21 protein-coding genes and 2 tRNA genes are annotated in these 23384 nt (G+C 41.1%); 12 read left to right on the top strand and 11 right to left on the bottom strand.

What is annotated here, in order from left to right; genetic code table 11:
- Positions 1–131 precede the first annotated feature (131 nt).
- The 3 genes from FC093_RS14650 to FC093_RS14640 all read right to left on the bottom strand — a co-directional run bounded on the left by FC093_RS14650 (position 132) and on the right by FC093_RS14640 (position 1934).
- A complete protein-coding gene (locus FC093_RS14650; protein ID WP_137262537.1) occupies positions 132–1382 on the bottom strand; it encodes a site-specific integrase in 1251 nt (416 codons plus the stop codon).
- 331 nt (positions 1383–1713) lie between these two features.
- Positions 1714–1803: transfer RNA gene (locus tag FC093_RS14645), tRNA-Ser, on the bottom strand.
- Between the two features lie 43 nt (positions 1804–1846).
- A tRNA-Ser gene (locus FC093_RS14640) sits at positions 1847–1934 on the bottom strand.
- Positions 1935–2055: 121 nt separating this feature from the next.
- Here FC093_RS14640 and FC093_RS14635 point away from each other — a divergent pair.
- From FC093_RS14635 to FC093_RS14625, 3 genes are all read left to right on the top strand, one after another.
- Complete coding sequence (locus FC093_RS14635) at positions 2056–3222, top strand: Lnb N-terminal periplasmic domain-containing protein (protein WP_137262536.1); 1167 nt, start codon at positions 2056–2058, stop codon at positions 3220–3222.
- Entirely contained in the window at positions 3222–4049 is an 828-nt protein-coding gene (locus FC093_RS14630; protein ID WP_137262535.1) for an alpha/beta fold hydrolase, read from the top strand. Before FC093_RS14635 ends, FC093_RS14630 begins: the two co-directional genes overlap by 1 nt.
- 205 nt (positions 4050–4254) lie before the next feature.
- Positions 4255–6891: a PKD domain-containing protein gene (locus tag FC093_RS14625; RefSeq protein ID WP_137262534.1), complete on the top strand. Its 2637-nt coding sequence runs from the start codon at positions 4255–4257 to the stop codon at positions 6889–6891.
- A gap of 223 nt (positions 6892–7114) precedes the next feature.
- On the opposite strand, the gene msrB is transcribed toward FC093_RS14625, so the two are convergent.
- Together msrB and FC093_RS14615 are read right to left on the bottom strand one after the other, a co-directional pair.
- The gene (msrB, locus tag FC093_RS14620; protein WP_137262533.1) at positions 7115–7576 is read right to left on the bottom strand and encodes a peptide-methionine (R)-S-oxide reductase MsrB; all 462 of its coding nucleotides are present in this window, start codon (positions 7574–7576) and stop codon (positions 7115–7117) included.
- 406 nt (positions 7577–7982) lie between these two features.
- Complete coding sequence (locus tag FC093_RS14615; protein ID WP_137262532.1) at positions 7983–8714, bottom strand: ROK family protein; 732 nt, start codon at positions 8712–8714, stop codon at positions 7983–7985.
- Between the two features lie 234 nt (positions 8715–8948).
- On the opposite strand from FC093_RS14615, the gene FC093_RS14610 reads away from it, so the two are divergent.
- Positions 8949–9170 (top strand): CDGSH iron-sulfur domain-containing protein, encoded by a 222-nt coding sequence (locus FC093_RS14610; RefSeq protein WP_137262531.1) that lies wholly within the window; start codon positions 8949–8951, stop codon positions 9168–9170.
- A gap of 4 nt (positions 9171–9174) precedes the next feature.
- Here FC093_RS14610 and FC093_RS14605 read toward each other — a convergent pair whose 3' ends face one another.
- Entirely contained in the window at positions 9175–9645 is a 471-nt protein-coding gene (locus FC093_RS14605; RefSeq protein ID WP_137262530.1) for a hypothetical protein, read from the bottom strand.
- Positions 9646–9804: 159 nt separating this feature from the next.
- On the opposite strand from FC093_RS14605, the gene FC093_RS14600 reads away from it, so the two are divergent.
- The 7 genes from FC093_RS14600 to FC093_RS14575 all read left to right on the top strand — a co-directional run bounded on the left by FC093_RS14600 (position 9805) and on the right by FC093_RS14575 (position 17314).
- Complete coding sequence (locus FC093_RS14600) at positions 9805–11244, top strand: phytoene desaturase family protein (RefSeq protein ID WP_137262529.1); 1440 nt, start codon at positions 9805–9807, stop codon at positions 11242–11244.
- Between the two features lie 137 nt (positions 11245–11381).
- Entirely contained in the window at positions 11382–13295 is a 1914-nt protein-coding gene (locus FC093_RS14595) for a S9 family peptidase (protein WP_137262528.1), read from the top strand.
- Between the two features lie 43 nt (positions 13296–13338).
- Positions 13339–13728 carry a Rossmann-fold NAD(P)-binding domain-containing protein gene (locus FC093_RS14590; protein WP_137262527.1) on the top strand — a complete coding sequence of 130 codons (390 nt, stop codon included), beginning with the start codon at positions 13339–13341 and terminating at the stop codon, positions 13726–13728.
- A gap of 11 nt (positions 13729–13739) precedes the next feature.
- Positions 13740–13901 carry a hypothetical protein gene (locus FC093_RS23780; RefSeq protein WP_170971098.1) on the top strand — a complete coding sequence of 54 codons (162 nt, stop codon included), beginning with the start codon at positions 13740–13742 and terminating at the stop codon, positions 13899–13901.
- Positions 13902–14173: 272 nt separating this feature from the next.
- Entirely contained in the window at positions 14174–15151 is a 978-nt protein-coding gene (locus tag FC093_RS14585) for a glycoside hydrolase family 43 protein (protein ID WP_137262526.1), read from the top strand.
- A 475-nt stretch (positions 15152–15626) separates the two neighbouring features.
- Positions 15627–16454 carry a DUF6159 family protein gene (locus FC093_RS14580; RefSeq protein WP_137262525.1) on the top strand — a complete coding sequence of 276 codons (828 nt, stop codon included), beginning with the start codon at positions 15627–15629 and terminating at the stop codon, positions 16452–16454.
- A gap of 326 nt (positions 16455–16780) precedes the next feature.
- On the top strand, positions 16781–17314 hold the full coding sequence (locus tag FC093_RS14575; RefSeq protein ID WP_137262524.1) for a phosphatase PAP2 family protein: 534 nt from the start codon (positions 16781–16783) through the stop codon (positions 17312–17314).
- Between the two features lie 55 nt (positions 17315–17369).
- Here FC093_RS14575 and FC093_RS14570 read toward each other — a convergent pair whose 3' ends face one another.
- The 3 genes from FC093_RS14570 to FC093_RS14560 all read right to left on the bottom strand — a co-directional run bounded on the left by FC093_RS14570 (position 17370) and on the right by FC093_RS14560 (position 20338).
- Positions 17370–18134 carry a hypothetical protein gene (locus tag FC093_RS14570; protein ID WP_170971097.1) on the bottom strand — a complete coding sequence of 255 codons (765 nt, stop codon included), beginning with the start codon at positions 18132–18134 and terminating at the stop codon, positions 17370–17372.
- Between the two features lie 357 nt (positions 18135–18491).
- Entirely contained in the window at positions 18492–19940 is a 1449-nt protein-coding gene (locus FC093_RS14565; RefSeq protein WP_137262522.1) for an alpha-L-fucosidase, read from the bottom strand.
- 206 nt (positions 19941–20146) lie between these two features.
- A complete protein-coding gene (locus tag FC093_RS14560; protein WP_137262521.1) occupies positions 20147–20338 on the bottom strand; it encodes a hypothetical protein in 192 nt (63 codons plus the stop codon).
- A 129-nt stretch (positions 20339–20467) separates the two neighbouring features.
- Here FC093_RS14560 and FC093_RS14555 point away from each other — a divergent pair, with 129 nt between their 5' ends.
- The gene (locus FC093_RS14555; protein WP_137262520.1) at positions 20468–21478 is read left to right on the top strand and encodes a potassium channel family protein; all 1011 of its coding nucleotides are present in this window, start codon (positions 20468–20470) and stop codon (positions 21476–21478) included.
- A gap of 85 nt (positions 21479–21563) precedes the next feature.
- On the opposite strand, the gene FC093_RS14550 is transcribed toward FC093_RS14555, so the two are convergent.
- Together FC093_RS14550 and FC093_RS14545 are read right to left on the bottom strand one after the other, a co-directional pair.
- Entirely contained in the window at positions 21564–22928 is a 1365-nt protein-coding gene (locus tag FC093_RS14550; protein WP_137262519.1) for a sensor histidine kinase, read from the bottom strand.
- Positions 22929–23158: 230 nt separating this feature from the next.
- Complete coding sequence (locus tag FC093_RS14545) at positions 23159–23344, bottom strand: hypothetical protein (RefSeq protein WP_137262518.1); 186 nt, start codon at positions 23342–23344, stop codon at positions 23159–23161.
- Positions 23345–23384: the final 40 nt, after the last annotated feature.

Below are 23384 nucleotides of genomic sequence, written 5' to 3'. Positions count from 1 at the left end.
TATAAACCGGTAAACTTATTATTTTTGACAACTGCTTTTACAGCAAACTATACAACACTTCGCCAGCAAAACAGGTGGTCAATTTGCCACGAAATCACCTGGTCAACTTCTACGAAATATCCACATTACACTCATTTTGCTAATTTATAGACCTGCTTACTCATGTTAATTTTATTTAATTTGTTTTTTAATATCTTCATGTCATCGCTTACTTTTCTGTCTAAAATTTTGGCATAGTGCTGCGTCATCTTTATACTTTTATGCCCCAGCATTTTACTTACGCTTTCTAAGGAAACATTATTGGATAAGGTAACGGTTGTCGCAAATGTGTGGCGTGCCAGGTGAAAGGTGATGTTCTTTTTTATACCACATAAATCAGCTATTTCTTTAAGGTAGGCATTCATCTTTTGATTGCTTAACACTGGCAATAACCGATTATTTACACTGCATCTTGGATCATCAGCGTACCTTTCAATAATCGCCTCTGCGGTTGGCAATAGTGGAATACTGGAGCGTGTATCTGTTTTAGTTCGGTTTATCTTAATCCATTTATCGCCATCCATCCCCATAATAATGTGTTGGCTGGAAAGCTTCTTCGCATCTGCATACGCTAAGCCGGTAAAGCAGCTAAACAAAAAAATATCTCTTACGTTTTCCAATCTTTCTGTATGCAACTGCTTGTCTGCAATAATCTGCAATTCTTCCTCCGATAAAAATTCGCGTTCTACTTCCCGCAAGCTGATTTTGTAATTGACAAATGGGTTCTTATCTAACCATTCATTTGCGATACATAGGCGTATAATTTTTTTGAAGTTGGTAATGTACTTCATCGTTGTATTATGGTCGCATTTGCGAACTGTTTTTAGATAAAACTCAAACTCGGTTATGAACTGGTGATTGATCTGCTTTAGCTCCATATCAGATACCTGGTACTTCCATTGCATAAATTCTTTAGTGTGCCGGCAAGCTGTGTTATATCTTACCAATGTGGCAGGGGAAAAGTCTTTATTGATTAACTGCCTCAACTGTTCATTGTGATACTGGAAAGCTTCTACAATGGTTTTGCTTTTTTCTGTAACTCCGAAATAAGTATTCTTAATTATCTCGGGTGTAATGGTTTTGTTGGCTTCTAACAATGTTCTGTAATGCTCCTGTAATTTCAAACGGACAGTGGTAAGATAAGAATTCAGGTTTTTCACTTCTTCGGTAGTGCCTTTCACAATACCTGCACTGGAAAGCCATTTTTCTGGAGCTACCGAACGCTTAATAGAAAACTCGGTGCGTTGGTGATTGATGGTAAGGCGGACAAAGATGGGACTTAAGCCTTTTTCATCGGTACGGAATTTCTTTAGCTGGAAAGAAATGTGCATTGAATTGTTCATATTGTTGCATTTATGTGTTATAAATTTACTGAATAACTTGTAAAAAAACAAGTACTATTTATCCACAGAACGCAATGCCAGTAAGGGTTTCAGCGATTTGGCGAGAACAAAAAGTGAGGTAAAATTTGTTCTCGCTTGGGTGCATTTTAAAGAGAACGACTGAATAATTAAAGAGGCTCAGAATTAGCGAGAACAAATAACGAGGGTAGATTATTGTTCTCTATTTTGAGCATTTTTATTGAGAAAAATTGAATATTTTGGAAGTGCTGAAAATAAAAAACCCTTGTAAACATTGAGTTTGCAAGGATTTGATACTATTTGATATGCTTACTGGCGGAGAGAGAGGGATTCGAACCCTCGGTACAGTTGCCCATACAACGGTTTTCGAGACCGTCCCATTCGACCGCTCTGGCATCTCTCCAAAATGATCATTTCATAAAAAATCCCGCAGTTTGCGGGAGCTTTGGCGGAGAGCGAGGGATTCGAACCCCCGGACCTGTTACAGTCAACGGTTTTCAAGACCGCCGCATTCGACCGCTCTGCCAGCTCTCCGCGTGCAAAATAATAGTGCAGGCAGTTATCTTCCAAATATTAATTTTTTGCAGTAAGTGCTTGTTGCTGTAATTGCATAACGCTTCATCCAAATCCCAAACTTTTGCCATTTATTTGTTGTATGAAGTTTCTCCGTTTTGCTTTACTCTTTTGCTTTTTTCATGCTTTCTTTTGTTCAGCTCAGGCGCAAGACAGCAGCAGTTGTCACGTACGCATCAGCCTGCTTACCTGCGCACCGGGGCAGGAGTTGTATTCTACTTTTGGGCATACAGCCATCCGCATTACCGACAGTATTACGCATATGGATGTCGTGTACAATTATGGCACCTTCAACTTTGATGACCCCAACTTTTATATGAAATTTATACGTGGCAAGCTCGATTACTTTTTATCGGCAGCTTATTTTCCCGATTTCATGTATGAGTACAAGGAAGATCAGCGCAGCGTAACGGAGCAGGTGCTCAACTTGACCTGCGCACAGAAGGCGCAAATTGTACATGCGCTGGAAACAAATATGCAGGCGGCTAACCGCGCATATAAATACGATTTTATCTATGATAATTGTACCACCCGTGTTCGCGATCTTATTTTTGAATCCTTACCCGGCTCGGGGGGTGCCAAACAATTGGTTCCGGAAGGCACCACCGCACGCAATCTGATTCATGTTTATCTTGATAGCGGCGGCGAGCCGTGGAGTAAACTGGGGATAGATATTTTGCTGGGCGCTAAACTGGATAAGCCGTTGGATAATAAGGTAGCCATGTTCTTGCCAGATTATTTGATGAAAGGAGTGGACAGTGCGGTTATCCATCAAACACAACTACTCGTAGCGCAAAAAAGTATGTTGCTGAATGTGCCATCGCCTATAATAGCTGGTTGGAATTATGCGCCTTTGGCAACGTTTGCGATTATATGTGTGTTAATGGCAGTATTGTATTTAGCGCCGGGTAAGCGGGCAAAAACCATCGCTCGTTTTCTGGATTCTTTTCTGCTATATTTTACAGGTTTATTAGGAATATTGCTGCTATTTATGTGGTTTGGAACCGATCACAAAATGACAAAGGATAATTACAACCTCCTGTGGGCATTACCTACCAATGTAGTAGCAGCATTCTTTTTATGGCGTAACCCGCTTTGGCTGCGCCGCTATTTTTATGTCGCTTTCATTATTAATGCCATCTTGTTTGCGGCGTGGTTTTGGCTGCCGCAGGAGATAAATGTTGCTATTGCACCATTAGTGTTGTTGATGTTATTTCGCTATGCTAAACTCGCTCAACTTCGTCCATAATGGATCATTACTTTACCTATCAATCTGCCAATTGTTACTACCGCTCCGAAGGAGAAGGGATTGCGGTAGTATTAATTCATGGCTTTGCCGAAGACCATACGGTATGGAATCGCCAGGTAGCATTTCTGAAAAAACATTGCAAAGTCATTATGCCCGATTTGCCAGGCAGCGGCAACAGCGAGGTCATTCACTATCCCTTGTCTGCTGTTGTTATTGAGCATTTTGCCGATTATATCTATGCTGTATTGCAACATGCGGGTATTAATACATGTATAATGCTGGGGCATAGCATGGGCGGTTATATCACCTTGTCTTTTGCACAAAAACATCCTGAAAATCTCCTCGGTTTTGGCTTTGTACATTCCACCGCTTTTGCCGATAATGAAGAAAAGAAAGCCGTGCGGCTGAGAGCCATTGGTACAATGGCGGCATACGGAAGTGCTGCATTTGTAAGAAGCACCACCCCCAATACGTTTGGTACTACTTTCAAAAAGGAGCATCCCGAAGAAGTGGAAGCATTGGTTGAAAGGGGCAAAAACTTTACAGTAGAAGCATTGCAGCAATATTATACGGCTATGATGAAGCGTCCTGACCGCACGGGTGTACTGGCAAACAGCAAAGTACCGGTGCTGTTTATTATTGGGTTGGAAGATGCAGCCGCACCCGCATCTGATGTGCTGAAACAAGTGCACCTGCCTGCCGAAGCACACGTGCACACGATAGCTGGTGTTGGTCACATGGGCATGTGGGAAGCTACCAATAGGGTGAATGAGTTTGTGCTTCAATTTGTACAATATATACAACAAACTGCTGGAAACAAGGGGTGAGCAGGATATGCTGTGAACTGTTTTAATAAGCATAATGGCTAAAAACTAAGTATCTCGCAAGCAAAATATAGCTAAATCACCAAGGCATCTGCTGCTATAATTTCGTAAAACATTTATTCCTCATTCTTAGCGCTTTATATACGTTTATTCTATAATTTTAATCAGTCTAGAAATAATACCATAACGTATATCTAATACAAGTCTCTTGATTAAACGATTGCTGATAGTATTGCTGGTTTGTTTTTGTGCGGGACGGGGATTTGCCGGTCATATTGCCGGCGGAGAACTGTATTACCAATATATAAGTGCAGGCAGTGCGGCCAATACCAATAAGTACCAGATTACCCTGCGCTTGTTCAGGGAGTGCAACCCCATAGGGCAGGCTGCCCAGCTACCTGGCGTAGTCCGGATAGGTATTTTTAGAAATAACGGTGCTGTTTTAACGAAGGACGTAACACAGAGCGATTTTATTTTGCTTAAGCTTAAAACGCCACTTACCTGTATTATCAATAAACCTGATGTGTGCTATCAGGTGGCTTACTACACGTTTACGGTAGATTTGCCCATTATACCCGAAGAGTATGTGGCAGCTTACCAAACCTGTTGCCGTTCCAATAGTATTTTAAATGTACAGCAATATGCTATTCCTGGTTCACCGGTACCTGGCGAAGGCTCTACCTATAGTTGTAATATTCCGGGTACCAATATTTTAAATAATGATATCAATTCAAGCGCTGCATTTGCTTTGAAGGATACGGTACTGGTTTGTTCCAGCAAAAAAATAGACCTCGACTTTAGTGCTACCGATCCTGATGGCGATTCGCTTTCTTACTCCTTTTGTGCAGCTTACAACAGAGGCGCTTCTACCGATGCCAGTATCATTGCTCCCTCTGCGCCGCCTTACCAGTCTGTCACTTACAAAAGCGGTTATAGTGGAGAAAGCCCCTTGGGCAGTAATATTGTAATTGACCCCGCTACCGGAAAAATAAATGGCGAGGCACCACCTGCAGGAGCGTATGTGGTGAATGTATGTGTTACTGAATGGCGTAATGGAGACATCATTAGTGTGCACCGCAAAGACTTTATTGTGCGCGTAAGCAACTGCGATTTTGCAGCCGCCGAACTGGATGCTGCTTACGCCACCTGCGATGGCTTTACCGCACATCTTGAAAACGAATCTACTTCGTCCGGCATCAATTCTTATTATTGGGAGTTTGGTGTAAATGGAGATACCTCTTCGTTGCCCACACCCGATTATACCTTTAAAGATACCGGTGTTTATACTGTAAAGCTGGTAGTAAACCGTGGACAGGAATGTTCTGATTCTACTACTGCGCTGGTGAATGTATTTCCGGGTTTTGAGCCTGCCTTTACTAAAGCAGGTGGCTGTTACAAAAGTCCGGTACAGTTTACAGATGCTACATCTACCGCATATGGCGTAGTTAATAGCTGGCGCTGGGACTTTGGCGATAACGCAACACTTACAGATACAGCCAGCATTGATGCAGCTGCTTATCAATTTCCTGCTCCGGGTGAATATGATGTAAAGCTAACAGTTACCAATAGCAAGGGCTGTTTAGATTCAATAATAACGCCTGTAACTATTACCGACAAACCTACGCTAGTGCTGCCTTTTAAAGATACGCTTATCTGTAAAGGCGATACCTTGCGGCTTGCGGCATCATCGGATGTGCCGGTTGCTTATAGTTGGCTGCCTGCCTACAACCAGCTAAATGCCAATACCGCCCGCCCGTTGGTATATCCTGCCAGTAGCACTGCTTATAGTGTAACAGCTGATGACGGCAATGGATGTATTGGTACCGACACGATACAGGTACATGTTGCAGACAAGGTGGATTTGCAGTTAAGAAAAGATTCTGTTATTTGTCTTACCGATACGGTACGGTTGCGTCCGCAAACGAATGCCCTATACTTTACCTGGTCGCCGGCCAATGCGGTAGATAATGCAACCAGCAAAGAACCAGCCGCGAGGCCTTTAGCGGCCACTACTTATCAGCTGCACGCAGCTATCAGTGAAAAGTGTTATGCCGACGCCGCCATTACTATTACACCGGCGCCTTATCCTGAAGCTATTGCTGGAGTTGCCAATCCTATTTGTTATGGCTTTACTACTCAATTGGATGCTGCTTACAAGGGCAGTATATTTGAATGGTCACCTGTAAATTCTCTGCTTAATGCCAATACGTTAACGCCAATAGCCGGTCCGCAAGAAACCACTACTTATACATTGATGGTGCGCGATACAACTACTACTGGTTGTCCCAAACCTGTATATGATACCGTAACGGTACGCGTGATACCCCAGGTGCATGTATTTGCCGGCAACGATACGAATATAGTGACAAAACAGCCGCTGCACTTAAAAGCAACCGGCGCTGAATTTTATCAATGGGAACCTGCTACCGGCATGACTAACCCCGAAGATAATGAGCCGGTAGTGATACTTAACGGAACGGAAGATGCTGTTACTTATCATGTAAAGGGAACTACTGCCGATGGTTGCTTTGGTTACGATACATTGACGGTATTTGTTTATAAAACATTACCCCAGATATTTTTACCTACTGCTTTTACACCCAATAATGATGGGTTGAATGACAGGCTGATACCAATATTAGCAGGTATAAAAAATCTGGAACTATTTAGCATTTACAACCGTTGGGGACAACTGCTGTACAGTACGTCTGCGGCAGGGCAGGGGTGGGACGGCACAGCAGCCGGCAATAAACAACCCGAAGGTTCTTATATTTATGTAATCAGAGCAATTGATTATTTAGATAAACCTATTATCAAAAAAGGTAGTGTGGTATTGATAAGGTAAAAGTTTGCTTAGAATCGTTTGTTACTCTTGTACCTGTCTTCACGTGCTACGGTTGTAGCACACTTTCGTGTAAACCACGTTGTTATACGCAACAAGCTATAAGCGAGGAGGTTATCTATCGGAACCTTTGTAGCTGCTGCTTTTACATATTATTCTAATATGAAAAATGCTCCAGCTGATATAACCAGCTAAAGCTTTTGAGTTGTTATTGCTTGCTACCTTTTTATTGCTTAACGAATTTAAGTGCTGCCGAGTTCATGCAGTAGCGCAGGCCGGTAGGTTGAGGACCATCATTAAATACATGACCTAAGTGTCCGCCGCAACGGCTGCATACTACTTCGGTGCGCTGCATGCCTGCACTGTTGTCTGTATCTTCTATTACTGCCTTTTTATTAATGGGTTGGTAAAAAGAAGGCCAACCAGTACCACTTTCAAATTTGGTATCGCTGCTAAAAAGTGGTTCGCCGCAACCGGCACATACGTACGTTCCTTTATCGTGATTGTTCCAATAAATGCCGGTAAATGCCTTTTCGGTGCCCTTTTGCCGCAAAATATAATATTGCTCGGCGGTAAGGCTTTGCTTCCACTCCGCATCGGTTTTGGTGACCGGAAATTGTCCCGTTTGCCAATTAACGAAGCACAGCGCAAAAACAATTATTGCTATAGCTGAGCAAACTTTTTTCATAACATTCGTTTGCATAAATATACGAATGGTGTGTTGAACAAGGTTTGTTAAAAGTCTGAACGGGGGATTTGTTGGATTGATGAGATGGAGAGGATAGTAAAGAATAAATGGATAAATTGATTGTAACAAATAAACGTTCTTCATAGCCCGTCGTTTAAACCGTTTATTCTACATTATCCCTGTGCATCCTGTCTGTGCGCTTAAATTTCTTGATATGCTTTGGTAAAAATGTACTCGCATACATGCTCCATTTATGTTCTGTAGTTGCAGTGTGCGATCATCGCCTATTGTGTGACACGGCGCAATGGATGATTCATAATAGCACCACAAAAATAAAAACACCTGACGGCGTTTTTTATACTTTTTAGATCACAATATTTTATACTAAAAACAATTATTGAGCTGCTTATTTAGCCTCCGGTTGATTCCATAATCTTGCGCCGCCTCTAATGCCATCCTTATTGTTTACAATTGTTATGTTGTTGTCCAGTTTAAATGTTAACTCATCGGAGTTGCCGCCGCCAATGTACAGATGATCGTAGTTAAATACCGTCTTCAAAATATCAATTACGCGCATCATGCGTTTGTTCCAGCGTTGTTTGCCTATGCGCTCCATTTCTTTATCGCCAATATACGTATCGTAGTCTTTTGTTTTCGTTACCGGGTGATGCGCCAGCTCTAAGTGCGGCAGCAAAAGTCCATTGTACAGTACCGCCGTACCAAAGCCGGTGCCTAATGTTACCATTATTTCCAATCCTTTACCGCTTACTACACCAAGCCCCTGCATGTCGGCATCGTTTACTACCCTTACTGGTTTTTGCAACAGTGCCGACAGCCTTTCGGCAAGTGGTATCTGATGCCACAATTCAGAGCCCAGATTGGGCGCGGTTACGATTACCCCATTCTTTACATAACCTGGAAAACCCACTGAAGCCTTTTCAAAACCGGGGAAATTTTTGGAAAGCTGCTCAATGGTTGCCATTACTTTATCGGGTGTCGCTGGCGATGGGGTAGGCAGCTTTTTATAGTCGGCAATCATTTGCCCTTCCTCGTTTAGCAAAGTGCCTTTGATATTGGAGCCACCAATATCTACAGATAAAATTTTAGTGGCAGTAACAGTTTGTTTCAATGTTTTCATCCGTTTATGCTGTTTTCTATGTAGCGGCAGATTAAAATTCCGCGTATGTTTATAAGTACTTAGCTGTGCTTCTATCCAGCGCTTATTCAAAAAAGTTGAAGATAGGTTTATTTCATTGTAATTGTATAGCAGAAATAAAACCAAATATTTGCGGATGGTATTATTTGTGTTGATAAAAAGGACACTAACAATTAGTGCGTGCATTTTATTTTTACTGCTTCAAAAAAATATATAATGGCTTCAACAAAAATTATAGTGAATAGTAATGGCTCCCTGAAAGTGGAAGGCGATTTTGAGATAGTGGATAAAACTGGTGCTCCTTATGACTTGGGTGGCAGAACAGTCGTATCTATTTGCCGTTGTGGCAGAAGCCAGAACAAGCCTTTTTGCGATGGCTCGCACAAAGGTCATTTTGAGCACGAGGCAGTAGCTTTTGCGCTGCCGCCAAAGAAGTAAAAATTTACAGCTCATTTAGTTTTTTGCGATAGTCGTGCTGCAAGTCCTCATGTACTTCGTCTATCAGCATATTTAGCTTTTTTATTTGTGCTATGTACATGTTATTGACAGCGGTGTGTTGCTGAAAAGGCATACCGCTGTTTTTCATATTCTGGCAAAAGTGCAGCAGCATTTCCACCTGTGCTTCTTTGGTGCCAATATGCCGGCTGTGCTTTTGAATATCGCGTAAAATTTTGCGTAAGCCTTTCTTATAAAAATACCAGTTTTGCTGTGGCAAATACCAAAAGGCATCATTTATTTCGTTTTTGATGCTTTGCAAATAGCCTTCCACATCGTGCGCGTCGAATAAGAGAAACGCCAGCAGTTCTTTATTTTCTTTTTTATATTTTGCTAAACGAAGGCATAAGGCCACTACTTCTTTTTGCGGTAGTACATTCAATTCTTCTTTTAACTGGCTGATGCTTGCAGCTTTCATTGCTTTTGCGTTAATGATGAAGGCAAGTATAGATAAATTTTCTTTCACCGGGGAGAAGCAAAAAGGCAGAGTTTTCGCAGAGGTAATTTTTATTGCGCTAAAACGCTTGTAAAGCTTGGTAACCGCAGCAAAAAAATTAATACAATAAACATTCAACACTTGACAAAAAGAGATTATGATGCGGTGGTAGTGGGTTCGGGACCAAATGGTCTGGCGGCTGCTATTACAATGCAGCAGCAAGGTCTGTCTGTGTTGTTGCTGGAAGCAAAGTCAACCATTGGTGGCGGTATGCGTTCTGCCGAACTGACTTTGCCCGGCTTCATTCATGATATTTGTTCTGCTATTCATCCGTTGGCGGTGAGTTCTCCGTTTTTCAGGCATTTGCCATTAAATAAATTCGGATTGGAATTTATTAATCCCACATATCCGGCAGCGCATCCTTTTGATGATGGAACAAGTACTGTTTTACATACTTCTATCCAACAAACTGCAGCAGATCTTGGTATAGATGCCAGAGCATACAAAAAATTAATGCAGCCGTTGTATAATAATATTGATACCATTTTTCCTTTCATCCTTGGCCCGTTGCGCTTGCCAAAGCACCCATTGATAATGGCACGTTTTGGCTATTATGCTTTGCAGCCGGCAGCATTTTTAGCTAATACATTATTCAAAACAAAAAGGGTAAAAAGTCTGTTTGCGGGTATGGCAGTACATTCAATTTTGCCACTTAATAAACCTGCCACAGCAGCCGTTGCATTGGTATTGATGCTTGCTGCACACAATAATAATTGGCCAATACCCAAAGGCGGTTCGCAACAAATTGCCAATGCTTTAGGAGCCTACTTCACCTTGCTTGGCGGAACGATTGAAACGAATGTTGCTGTAACTTCCTTACAACAATTACCCACTACGCATGCAGTGCTATTGGATGTAACACCAAAGCAGTTGTTGGCAATTGCAGGACATCGGTTTTCTGCTTTATATAAATGGCAACTGAAAAATTACAGGTATGGAATGGGGGTGTATAAAATAGATTGGGCGCTGAGTGAACCTATACCTTTTACAAACGCAGCATGCAGGCTTGCAGGTACTGTACACATTGGCAATACAATGGAAGAAATTGCTTTTGGTGAAAAACAAAGCTGGCAGGGAAAACACCCCGACAAGCCATTTGTATTGCTTGCGCAGCAAAGTGTATTTGATGCATCGAGAGCACCGGATGGCAGGCAAACTGCATGGGCATATTGCCATGTGCCCAATGGTTCTGTAAAAAATATGACACCGGTAATCGAGCAACAGATTGAACGTTTTGCGCCGGGTTTTAAAGATTGCATATTGGCAAAACACGAAATGAACAGTGAGGATATGCAGGCATACAATGCCAACTATATTGGTGGTGATATTAATGGTGGTGCGCAACTCATTACCCAGTTATTTACACGCCCGGCTTTGCGGTTATCGCCTTATAAAACATCTGCAAAGGGCATTTATATTTGTTCATCTTCTACACCACCGGGCGGTGGCGTTCATGGCATGTGTGGCTATCATGCAGCAAAAAAAGCATTGAAAGATGTTTTTAATATACGTATTGGGTGATACTGTAAAATGGTTTTATTAATACATTAATTTCCTTGTTTTTATTCCGTTTTTTGTGTTTATTCATAATCCTGATGAACAACCTCCTGATCCCATTTCATCTTCCTTCATTTTACCATAATTCCTATCTTTCGCACATGAAAAAATTATTGTTTTCCATTATACTACTTATTCCTGCAGCACTTTCTGCGCAGCAAAATACGATGACGCCCGAGTTGTTGTGGTCGCTCGGTCGTGTATCAGCAATTGGCTTGTCAAGAGACGGACAATCTATTATTTACAACGTTACCACACCCGATGTGGCACTCAACAAAAGCACCACCAAAATGTATAGTATTCCTATTGGTGGTGGCACGCCGCAGGAGGTGAGCAACGTAGACAGCCTCTATGCAAGCAACCGTATTTCGCCCGATGGGAAATATATAATTACCGATAGTGCCGTGAAGCTAAAAAAAGTATATGGCAAAGATTATTACAATGACCTTCCGCTCTCAAATGTGCAGATATACGAAAGCCTCAACTACCGCCACTGGGATACCTGGGAAGATGGTGCTTTCAACCACGTATTTTATGCACCGGTGAGCAACGGAAAGCCTGCTGGCACACTCACCGACATTATGCCCAACGAGCCTTACGACTGTCCTACCAAACCTTTTGGCGATGAAGCAGATTATATCTGGTCGCCCGACAGCAAGCATATTGTATATGTAACCAAAAAAGTTTACGGCACAGAATACGCTGTTAGTACCAATACCGATTTGTATGAATACGACATCACCAGTGGCACTACTAAAAATCTGACGGAGGGTATGATGGGCTACGACGTAGCACCTGCCTACAGCAGCCGTGGCGTACTTGCCTGGCTAAGCATGAAGCGCAACGGCTATGAAAGTGATAAGCAGGATATTGTGGTGGATAATGGTGCTGCGCGCGTTAATCTTACACAGCAGCGGGATGATATACACGCAGGTAGTTTTAAATGGAGCAACGATGGCAACAATATCTATTTTATTGCGCCGGTAAATGGTACAGAGCAATTATTTGTAGTGGATTATCCCGGTAATACGCGCAAAATGCCGGTTATTAAACAACTTACCAAAGGCGATTTTGACGTTAATGAAATTGTGGGTGAAATCAACAAGCATCTCATTATTACCCGCAGCGATTTCAACCATGCCAGTGAATTGTACAGTGTGGATATTGCCAAAGGCGATATGCAGCAGCTTACTTTTACCAACGATAAAGTGTATAGCACGCTTGCACTTTGCAAAACCGAAAGACGTTTTGTAACTACTACCGATAACAAGCAAATGCTGATGTGGATAGTGTATCCGCCCAACTTTGATGCAACTAAAAAATATCCTGCTTTGTTATACTGCCAGGGTGGGCCGCAATCGCCACTTACCCAGTTTTATTCTTTCCGCTGGAACATGCAGTTAATTGCATCGCAAGGCTATATAGTGGTGGCTCCCAGCCGTCGTGGTATGCCAGGTTTTGGTACGCAATGGAACGAGCAGGTGAGCAAAGACTGGGGCGGACAAGTGTTGCAGGATTATTTAAGTGCTATTGATGTTTTTTCTAAAGAGCAATTTGTAGATACCGCACACCGTGGCTGCATTGGTGCTTCTTTTGGTGGTTTTTCTGTATATGCATTGGAAGGTATTCACAACGGGCGTTTTAAAACCTTTATTGCACACGATGGTATTTTTGATTTTCGCAGCATGTATGGTACTACTGAAGAGCTGTTTTTTGAAAACTGGGAGAAAGGTGGCCCGTACTGGGATAGTACCAACGCTGTTGCGCAGCGTTCTTTTAGCCAAAGCCCATCCAACTTTGTAAGCCGGTGGAATACGCCTATCATGATCGTACAAGGCGGTAAAGATTTCCGTGTTCCTACGGGACAAGGTTTGCAGGCTTTTCAGGCAGCACAACTGCTTGGTATTAAAAGCAAGCTTTTATATTTTCCTGATGAAAACCATTGGGTGCTAAAACCTCAGAATGCACTGGTATGGCAGCGGCAGTTTTTTGATTGGCTGAAAGAAACATTGTAAGCCTCTTCTCTTGAAGGAGAGTATATACGAAACCACTTTTGCAATGCTTTACAAGCAGGGTAGGAGTGGTTTTGGTTTTGAGAGATTTTGTGGTAAATTGTCAGAAAATCTTTTAAGAAGATTAGAACGATGTTGCCTGCTATTCCGCAATGGATGGTACACCGAAAATTACACAGGCTTAATACCCGGCGCAGTTGCGGGTGGTGCTTTTCTTGGTAGTGCAGGTGATGGCAAAATTGCTTCTGCAGCACGTAAGGACTATGCTGAAACTGCTGTTGCCGTTCTTACCTGTAAAGGTCAGCAAGGGAAAGTATATGAGCTTGCCGGCGATGAAGCATATACGCTAAGTGAACTGGCTGCTGAAATTCTCCGGCAAACAGGAAAGAACGTTCCTTATAAGAATTTACCTGAAACAAATATGCAACTATTCTGACAACTTTTGGATTGCCGGAAGATTTAGCAAAAGCCATTGCAGGCTGGGATGTTTCATCATCAAGAGGCGACTTGTTTGATGACAACCATCAGCTTTCAAAACTAACAGGACATCCTGCTACTCCCTTATGTGAAGTAGTGGCTGATACACTTAAAGGCGTTTCAAAGGCATAACAAGCAGGTGGTTACATATTTTTAATGTTACCCGTGCAATCGTAAAGTAAAAAGCTACTTTAATAGCTTTTTTACATTAAGTATTTACTATACTATCTTTCCTTTGAAGATTAATTACAATTCTGTTTTAATGAGCCTGAAAACTTTATCATATTTTCCTTTAGCAAATCGGAATTTGAAATAATCTTAATTAACCAGGGGGCTCTTCAATGGTGAAAAAGCATTACTTTGCCCACTTCCTATATAACATCAATAACCAGTTTTGCAATTATATGAACCTGAAAAAAGTACTTGTTATCTGCTTGTTTAGCTGTTGCTGTTTTCAATTATCTGCACAAACAAAAATATCGGGCAACCCGTTATTTACAGGCTGGTATGCCGATCCTGAAGGTACCATTTTTAATCATCAGTACTGGATATTTCCTACCTATTCTGCACCTTATAATCAGCAGGTTTTTATGGATGCTTTTTCATCCACCGATCTCACCAACTGGCAAAAACATCCGCGCATTATAGATACTTCTATAATCAGGTGGGCAAAGCGTGCCATGTGGGCACCTTCCATTACCGAAAAAGACGGAAAATATTACCTCTTTTTTGGCGCTAATGACATTCAAAACAATCAGCAAACAGGCGGTATTGGCATTGCCGTTGCCGACCATCCCGATGGGCCTTATAAAGACTATCTCGGCAAGCCGTTGATTGACTCTTTTATTAATGGTGCGCAACCTATTGACCAGTTTGTTTTTAAAGATAAAGATGGCGAGTATTACCTTATTTATGGCGGTTGGCGGCATTGTAATATTGTGCATTTAAAGAACGATTTCACCGGTTTTTTGCCTATGAAAGATGGAACACTTTTTAAAGAAATAACGCCCGAGCATTATGTAGAAGGCCCATTTATGTTTATACGTAACGGCAAGTATTATTTTATGTGGTCGGAAGGTGGCTGGACGGGACCAGATTACAGCGTAGCGTATGCCATGGCAGATTCACCATTTGGACCCTTTAAACGAATAGGAAAAATATTACAGCAAGATACCACTGTAGCAACGGGTGCGGGGCATCACTCTGTTATTCATTTGCCCAAAGAAGATAAATGGTATATTGTTTACCACCGGCGTCCTTTGGGGCAAACCGATGGTAATGCCAGGGTAACGTGCATAGATAAAATGGAATTTGATGCGAACGGGTATATATTGCCTGTAAAAATTACAAGTAAAGGCGTGGCGGCACAGCCGTTGGATTAAATACAATTACAGCTTGAAGGCACTTTTTTGTTGCCCCTCTGCACCAAATAAATACCACCTGAAAAAACGACAATGCAGCCTGTTGCCAGTGGCACTAAAGAAAGGCATGTGCAGTCTAATGCTATTGCTGTTTCATTGCCATTAGATGAACGGGATATGCAACAATCGGATACTGCTTCAGCTTATTAAAAATTACCTTGTGCCACAATAATTTTTAAATTTAAAATCACCACATTGCAGCAGTACTCAGCAGTTGTTGTGTTTCTGTATTGCAGATATTTTTTCTGATGCTGCAATTATACAATATCGTGCTATTCCACCTTAGCCTTTTATATTTACTTATTCATTTATACTCCTAATAGCTGGTATATCCCGGCAATATGATGTTATGTATTAAATATATTAAAAGTTTACAGTATATTTATTAATAAATAATATTACATTTATTTTTTCTTACCAACCAAAAACAACCTCTATGAACATCTTTACGCGCTTATCTAATGGCTGGACAATAGCCATGAACAGTTTTAAAGTACTGAAAGCCAACAAACAACTGATTGTATTCCCTATTTTATCGGGCTTTTCGTTGCTCCTGGTTACAGCTTCCTTTTTTACTGCGGCTTTAGCTAAGTCGGGCTGGGAGGTAAGCAGTATGGGGCATTATAGCAAAGCGGTGCAATATGGTTTGCTATTCCTTTTTTACTTCGTCAATTACTTTGTGATAGTGTTTTTTAATGTAGCACTTATGCACTGCACCCGTATGTATTTTAAAGGCGAAGAGGTCAACCTGCGCGAAGGTTTAAACTACAGCATTAGCCGCCTTTGGGCTATTTTTTCGTGGGCTTTGTTTGCCGCTACTGTTGGCGCTTTGCTGCGCATAATGCAGGAAAATGTGGGTAAGATTGGTAAAATTATTATAGGGCTTATTGGTATTGTTTGGAATGTAGCTACGTTTTTTGTAGTGCCCATTATTGCTTATGAAAACGGAAACGCCCTGTACGCCTTTAAACGCTCGGCACAAATGATGAAGGAAAAATGGGGCGAAAAAATAGGTGCTTCGTTTTCCTTTGGGCTGATGCAATTCATTGCTATTATATTGGTCGTGGCTGTAGCTGCTCTGGCTATGGAGGTCATTCATCCGGTTGCCGGTATTGCTGTTGCAGCATTGGGTATTGCGTTTGTGCTGGCAATAATGAGTGCTGCACAAAGTATCTTTATCAGTGCGGTATATCATAATGTAACCGGCGATCCAATAGAACATCATCATCAGATAATGATTGATGATTTATTTGTGCAGAAATAAGTTTATTGTTGTTTGTTTTGCAGTTGAAAGAAAAAGCCGGATTTAAAAGTCCGGCTTTCCTGTTGTAGTACGTTATTTGTTTTATTGCTAAAAAAACACCGCAACAACAGGAGGATAGTGTAACTGTTTACATTTTTTCACAACATAAGCTACAAATAGAAATAGCAATGTAGTTGCATTAAGTGTTTTTTATTACAAGCTTTGTCTGTTCAATTCTATAGGGTAGTATTGTGTCCTTTATAGCTAAATACTTATCCTTAAACAGTTTTTAACATCCAGTGAACAATTCATCAACAAACACTGTAACTGAAAATAAACCAGTCCTTATGAAAATGAATTTTTTAAGTCCGATTAAGAAAGCAGATGTAAGCATGCAAAGAAAGTTGCAAAAGCTACAACCGAAAAAGCATTTTGATGTGGACGTTTTCCTTAAATGGGCACCAATTGTTGCTTTGTTTGCTTTAGATGTACTTGATAAAAAAGATAAAGACAAGCTGGAAAAACACCTTATTGAGGCGGCTGTTGCAGAAGTGTTGCTCAATGCAGCAGTGCAGCCTTTAAAATATATTTATAAGCGCCCGAGACCCAATGGAAAGCTAAAGTCGTTCCCGTCTGCTCATACCGCTACTTCCTTTTTGGGTTCCGAACTGTTGCACCAGGAATGGAAAGACAGACAGCCGGCATTAAGTTGTACAGGCTATGTTGTTTCTGCAGGTACGGCTGTACTTCGCATGTACCACAATAAGCATTGGTTTTCCGATGTGCTTGCCGGTGCAGTATTAGGCGTGCTTTCTGCTAAATTATCGCCTCGCCTGATTGACAAAGTAATATATAGCACCAATATACAGCCTGCAGTTTGATGAAAACAAAGCACCGGCAATTTGTCGCTTTATACTGCTCTGGGTAGTACAGGTCTTAAAAATAATAAGTAACCTTACTTTGTCCGTCAGTATTAAACTTATCGGAGAGTATGGGGTTATGGTTTGAGCTATTTCTTACACCAACTCCCGTGCAGCTTCCATAACCTTTGAAGACAATACCAATTGTTTTTAATCGTCCGATACTATTCCTTTTACCGTACTTGAATCTATATACTTCTGTATTGTTTATGTAAACGGCAGTGTAATACTTTTTTTGCGCAAGCTTTAGTTTTCGGAAAGTGCCAAAATAATGTACCAGTTCGGTTAATCCGGTGAGTTGAGCATCACCTATAGTATAGGAGGTGTAAGAGGCATATTCTGTATCTGCCACAAAATGCACTTCAGCCGTATGCTGTTCGCCTATCAGTTGCAATATCACGTCGTAATCGCTAAAACTGCTGGCTCTTGGATTTTTTACTTCTGCTTCCAATGCAATACTATCACCTGAGATGTTATATTGAGCAGGTATATCGTAATATATGTAAGAATAAGAAAACTGCCGGTCTAAGTATGGCAGTTGAGCCACACCGTTTTGTATTAAATATGCATCCGGAATAACAGGATACTCTTCAAAAAGCCCTGAATAGGTACCATACCATTTGTTTGTAGTATCTATTATGCCGGTCAAAGCATTCAATGGCTGAATGTCTGCTGCTGCAAGCATATTGTTTGCGACGGTCTGTTTGGTAGATAAATCTTTTTGGCAGCTTGTAAATAAAATAATGATCCAGCAAGATGGAAGAAGTAATTTGTTCAACATAAGAAGGGGTTTTGATTTGTAAATGTTTCGGCTTAAGCAAATGTAAATAGTTATTTATTATCTTAAAGCTTATTAATCAATGGATTTTACTTTCATACGAGAAGATATTTGCCTTAAATCTGTTTGAGAGTAGTGGCTTATTATTTATACTCTTTATGTGCTTAGTGATTACTTTACGAGCATTACTTTGTAATACCAGCTACATAAAGCTTTTTTTGCATTCGCTATATTTTAAAAGGTTTGCTGGCAAGTACATTATTTTGTTTTACCGTAATATATTTCTCCTGCCAGCAAACAGGTAAATAATAAAGCCCTTCTCAGGAGAAGGGCTTTATTATTTATAATTTATCTCTGTTCTTACAATGCATTTTGCAGCCGCACCACAAATGGTGTTGTAAAAATTTCAGCCGGTTTTAAAGAAGATATGTCTATAATAAAATCATTACCAGCTTGCCTGCCGGAGATTGTTTTATTACTTCCTAAAATACTCACTTTGCCGGCTGCAGGTTTAAAATCTTTTATACGAATCTGAGGCGTATAAGCCGGCACAATGCAAAACAAATCTTTGCCTTTTCGCGTAAAGAAGTATTCAACATGTGCAGCATCCTGCTTGGGCTTTACCAGTTCTGCAGCACTGTATCCTGCCATATAACTTTCACCTTTTTTCTCAGGCTTTTTACCTTCACTCCATTGGTACGATTGCTTCCAGGCCTCGGTGCCGTAAATGGCATCACCATTTACCTGCAGCCAATCGCCTATATCAATTAATCGTTGCTGCATAATTACGGGAATGGTGCCGTCAGCAGCAGGCCCAATATCCAGCAATAAATTGCCGCCTCTTGCAACCACATCTACCAATGTAAGAATAAGTGCATTGCTGGTTTTATAATCATTCAATTGCTCGTTTCTGTTATAACCATAGGAATGGCCAATGCCTTGGCTTTCTTCCCAAATCACATTGGGGTCCATACCTGCGCCATACTCCGATGTGGTATAAGTTGCACCGGTATTTTTGCCTCTCGTATTGCCACCCCAACGGTCATCTACCACTACCTCTTTTGCTACCGGCGATTCATTAAATAACCAGGCCAGCAGCTCCGGACTTTTCCATGCGGTATCACTCAACTCCCATTCGCCATCGGAGAAGATGATGGAAGGTTTATACTTCGTTACCAGGTCTTTAAACTGTGGAAAAAGATGCTCTGTTACAAATTTTTGTTTATCTGTCCTCCACAGCGGGTTAAACCATTCATATAAAGAATAGTAATAGCCCATCTTCAGGCCTTCGGCACGTACGGCGTTGGTTAAATCGCCCAATAAATCGCGCTGTGGGGTGCCGGTTACCGCATTCCATGCACGCCCCCAATCGCGGTCGGCTTCGGCACTGTTCCATAAGCAATAACCTTCGTGGTGCTTGGAGGTAAGCACTACATATTTTGCACCTGACCGTTTAAACACATCCGCCCATTGCTTTGGATCGAACAGTTCTGCTTTGAACATAGATTCAAACCCCTGGTACTGAAAATTTTTGCCATACACACTATCGTGAAAAGCTGTAAACCGTTTATTGCCTTCGCGTATGCGATACCAATACCACTCTGCATAGCTTTCGCCGCTGTTGGGAATCACCGGCGCATACGATGGTACCGAGTACACGCCCCAATGAATAAAAATGCCAAACTTATCCTGGTGAAACCATGCAGGAATGCCACGCTTGTTGAGCGATTCCCAATTAGCCTCATAATGCTGTGCATCAGACATAAAACTTACAAAGAGAAAAGAAAGAAAGAAGATAGTTTTTTTCATATAGCAGCAAAGTGTTGATATTGATTTCAAAACTAAGGCAAAATATATTCTTTTATGCCGCAGTGTTATTAACAGGCATGAAAAGGCCAATAGGTAAGAAATTATAAATGTTGGGGCATACATTATTACAAGCAGAGCGAAGCCCGTCTTACAACAGGCTTCGCTCTGCTTGTAATAATGAAATAGCCGATGATGGAAGTGTACCTTTATTCTTTTGTCTTTCCCACTTCTTCTTCCGAACCGTTGTCTTCAAAGCTTTCTTTTGCGTCTTGCATTATCGAAGAAAACGGACCTTCCATGTGTTCCTGCGGATCAGTGGTATGCAGTGTTTCGGGATCGGGTTTTACAACCGCATCCTTGTTATCTTGTTCTGTTTTTTTATTGTTTTCAGTTTGCATGATAGTTCATTTTAATAATTGAAAATTATATAATTAGCAAATCATCTGCCATAGTTGGTGTAAGTTATACAACATCTTTCAAACATCTTCTCCAAAACCAATATCTTTAGTTTCTAAACTGCTTTGGCTGTGAAGAAGCCTATTACATTAGTATTTTGGTTTGGTACTATCCTGCTTATCATTGTTGTTGGTATTATTGGCTTTATGCTTACCGAGCATTACAACTTTCTGGATGCATTGTATATGACCGTTATTACTATTGCCACCATCGGCTATCAGGAAGTAAAGCCGCTTACCACTAATGGGAAAATTTTCAACATCATTTTTATCGTTTCTTCATTCACCATTTTCACGTATGCACTCAGCAGGCTCACGCGATATATGGTGAGTGGTGAACTGGCTTTGTATTTAAAAAACCGTAAGCTTATGAATGCAATGGAACACATCAGCAATCACGTTATTATCTGCGGCTTTGGACGTAACGGACAGCAGGCAGCCAAGATATTAAGACAACATAAAACCGATTTTGTGGTAATTGATAATGATGAAAATCATTTTAAGGAATGGCTGGAAGATCACACATCTTTAATATCTATTTTAGGAGATGCAACCGATGATGAGGTGCTGATAAAAGCAGGCATACAAAAAGCAAAAGCATTGCTGCTTACCCTGCCTACAGATGCCGACAATGTATTCATTGTACTATCTGCCCGGTCGCTCAATCCGCATCTTCAAATCATTAGCCGGGCAGGGCAAAAAAGTGCTGTTAAGAAGCTGAAAACAGCCGGCGCCAACCATGTGATATTGCCAGATAAAATAGGTGGTGCGCACATGGCAACCTTAGTATCAAAGCCCGATGTAATTGAATTTATAAATAACCTTTGGGGAGATGAAGCAGATGCTATCAATATCGAATCTATTGACTATAATATGCTGCCCGATTCATTAAAGGATAAGTCTATACAAGACATCATTTATGCGCCAAAAACAGGCGTTAATTGCATTGGCATTAAGGACAAAGAGGGCCGTTTTATTATCAATCCGTCGCCCGATACCATCATCCAGGCACACATGAAGATTATGTTGCTGGGCACAATGCATCAGATGTCGAGCATGAAAGCATATCTGGAAAAGGCATGATTGGGTGGTTCTTTAATTGTAAAGCTTTGTGATTTATACAAGCCGCTTAGTACTGATTTAAAAAATATGCTTAGAGGAGTGCTTTTTACCTGCATGGCAACTGAATAATAAATGATGTTCCTTCGTCTTCTTTGGTTTGTATCTGAATAGTGCCGCCGTGTTGCTTGGTAACAATATCGTAGCTGATAGATAAGCCCAGCCCGGTGCCTTGCCCGGTGGGTTTGGTGGAGAAAAAAGGCTGAAAAATTTTATTTACATTTTCTGCAGGAATGCCGGTACCGTTGTCTGCTACTACAATCTCAACACCTTCCTGCCCCGAAGGTAAATTGATACGTTTTGTAGTTATTGTAACCGTGGGGCTATAACCTTCGCCTGCCATTTTTTTTCTTTCACTTACTGCATAAAAAGCATTGTTGATAAGGTTTAATAATACCCTGCCAATATCCTGTGGCACCACATTTATTCTGCCGATACTCTCATCAAAACGGGTTTGAAAATTTGCATTAAACGCTTTGTCTTTAGCCCGCAATCCATGAAAACTGAGGCGCAGATATTCATCGCACAAAGAATTAAGATTTACTTCTTCTTTTTGTCCGGTGTTTTTGCGGCTGTGTTGCAACATACCTTTTACAATAGCGTCGGCGCGCTTACCATGAAAAATAATTTTTTCCATGTTTTGTTTCACATCATTTGCAATAGCTATTGCCTCTTCGTCGTTACCTGCATTCAGTTCGGTTTTCATCTCCTCCAGCAACTCATTGCTTACTTCCGAAAAGTTGTTGACGAAATTTAGTGGGTTTTGTATCTCGTGTGCAATGCCTGCTGTTAATTCGCCCAACGAAGCCATTTTTTCGCTTTGTATCAGTTGTGCCTGTGTAGCTTTCAACTCTTGCAACGTATGCTCCAATGCTTCTTTTTGCGTGGTTAGTTCGGCTGTTCTTTCGGCAACCTGCACTTCCAGTTGTGCTTTCATAGCTGTGGCGATACGACTGTTTTCTTCTTCCTGCACTACCTTTTCACGTACTGTATTCAGCTCTTTATTTTGCTTGTTTACCACTATCCAGGTGCCAATGCCCCATAGCACTGCACAAACCTCGGCAGTATCTATAAAATCTTTCCATTCGTCATATAAACTGTGATTAACTACTTTGATAAGACTGGCAAAAAGCGATATAGTGATGTATGGGCTGATACCGATAAATACAGGTCGTGCCGGCTTGAAAACTGGCTGCGTATATAGCAGGTAGGCCAATGTTGCCAACCCAAGCTTGGCTGCCCACAACAGCAGGCTTTGCGAAGGAGAATATACCACGCTTATAACAAACAAGACTATAGCGCCAAAGAATGCCCAACGCAATCGCTCATCCCACAGCGGATGTTTTTCTGCTGTTTTAAGAGAGATGCGCAGATAGCGTGCTATAAATAAAATAATAAGCAGGTCAACAGTCATACAATAGAAAGGACAGTAAATAAATGAAAATTGAAATTAGGCTTTACTATGCAATACTAAAAGAAACAATTGGAAGCACATAACAAAATAAATTTAGTGTGAGGTTTAAATCTTAAAGGAATAATAAACCAGAAGCAGGTTGTTTTGATGATAAGCATAGCGTTGCAAGTACAACCGCTTAGGTGCTTTCTGAAACTTTATTTTCAAGCTTGTTATTAGTGGAAAATGCGCTATGGAAGCTTTACAAATATGATTTTGCCGGGACTAAAAAAGTCTGCGCTTATAATTGAATCTTTCGCTTTTTCAGATGCATACTTTGTATGTTTTACAGAGGTTTCCTGCTTGCTGTATGTATGATGGATAGTGATGAATAAAAGTATAGTAATCACCACTACCAACCTGTTGTTTAGTTTCATTTTGTTGTTGGATGATAGTAAATAAGTGGGGGAAAGCATT

This window comes from Ilyomonas limi (assembly GCF_005233845.1).
Taxonomy (GTDB): Bacteria; Bacteroidota; Bacteroidia; order Chitinophagales; family Chitinophagaceae; genus Ilyomonas; species Ilyomonas limi.
The sequence above is the reverse complement of the archived record's forward strand: the minus strand, read 5'-3'. Positions and strand labels throughout refer to the sequence as shown.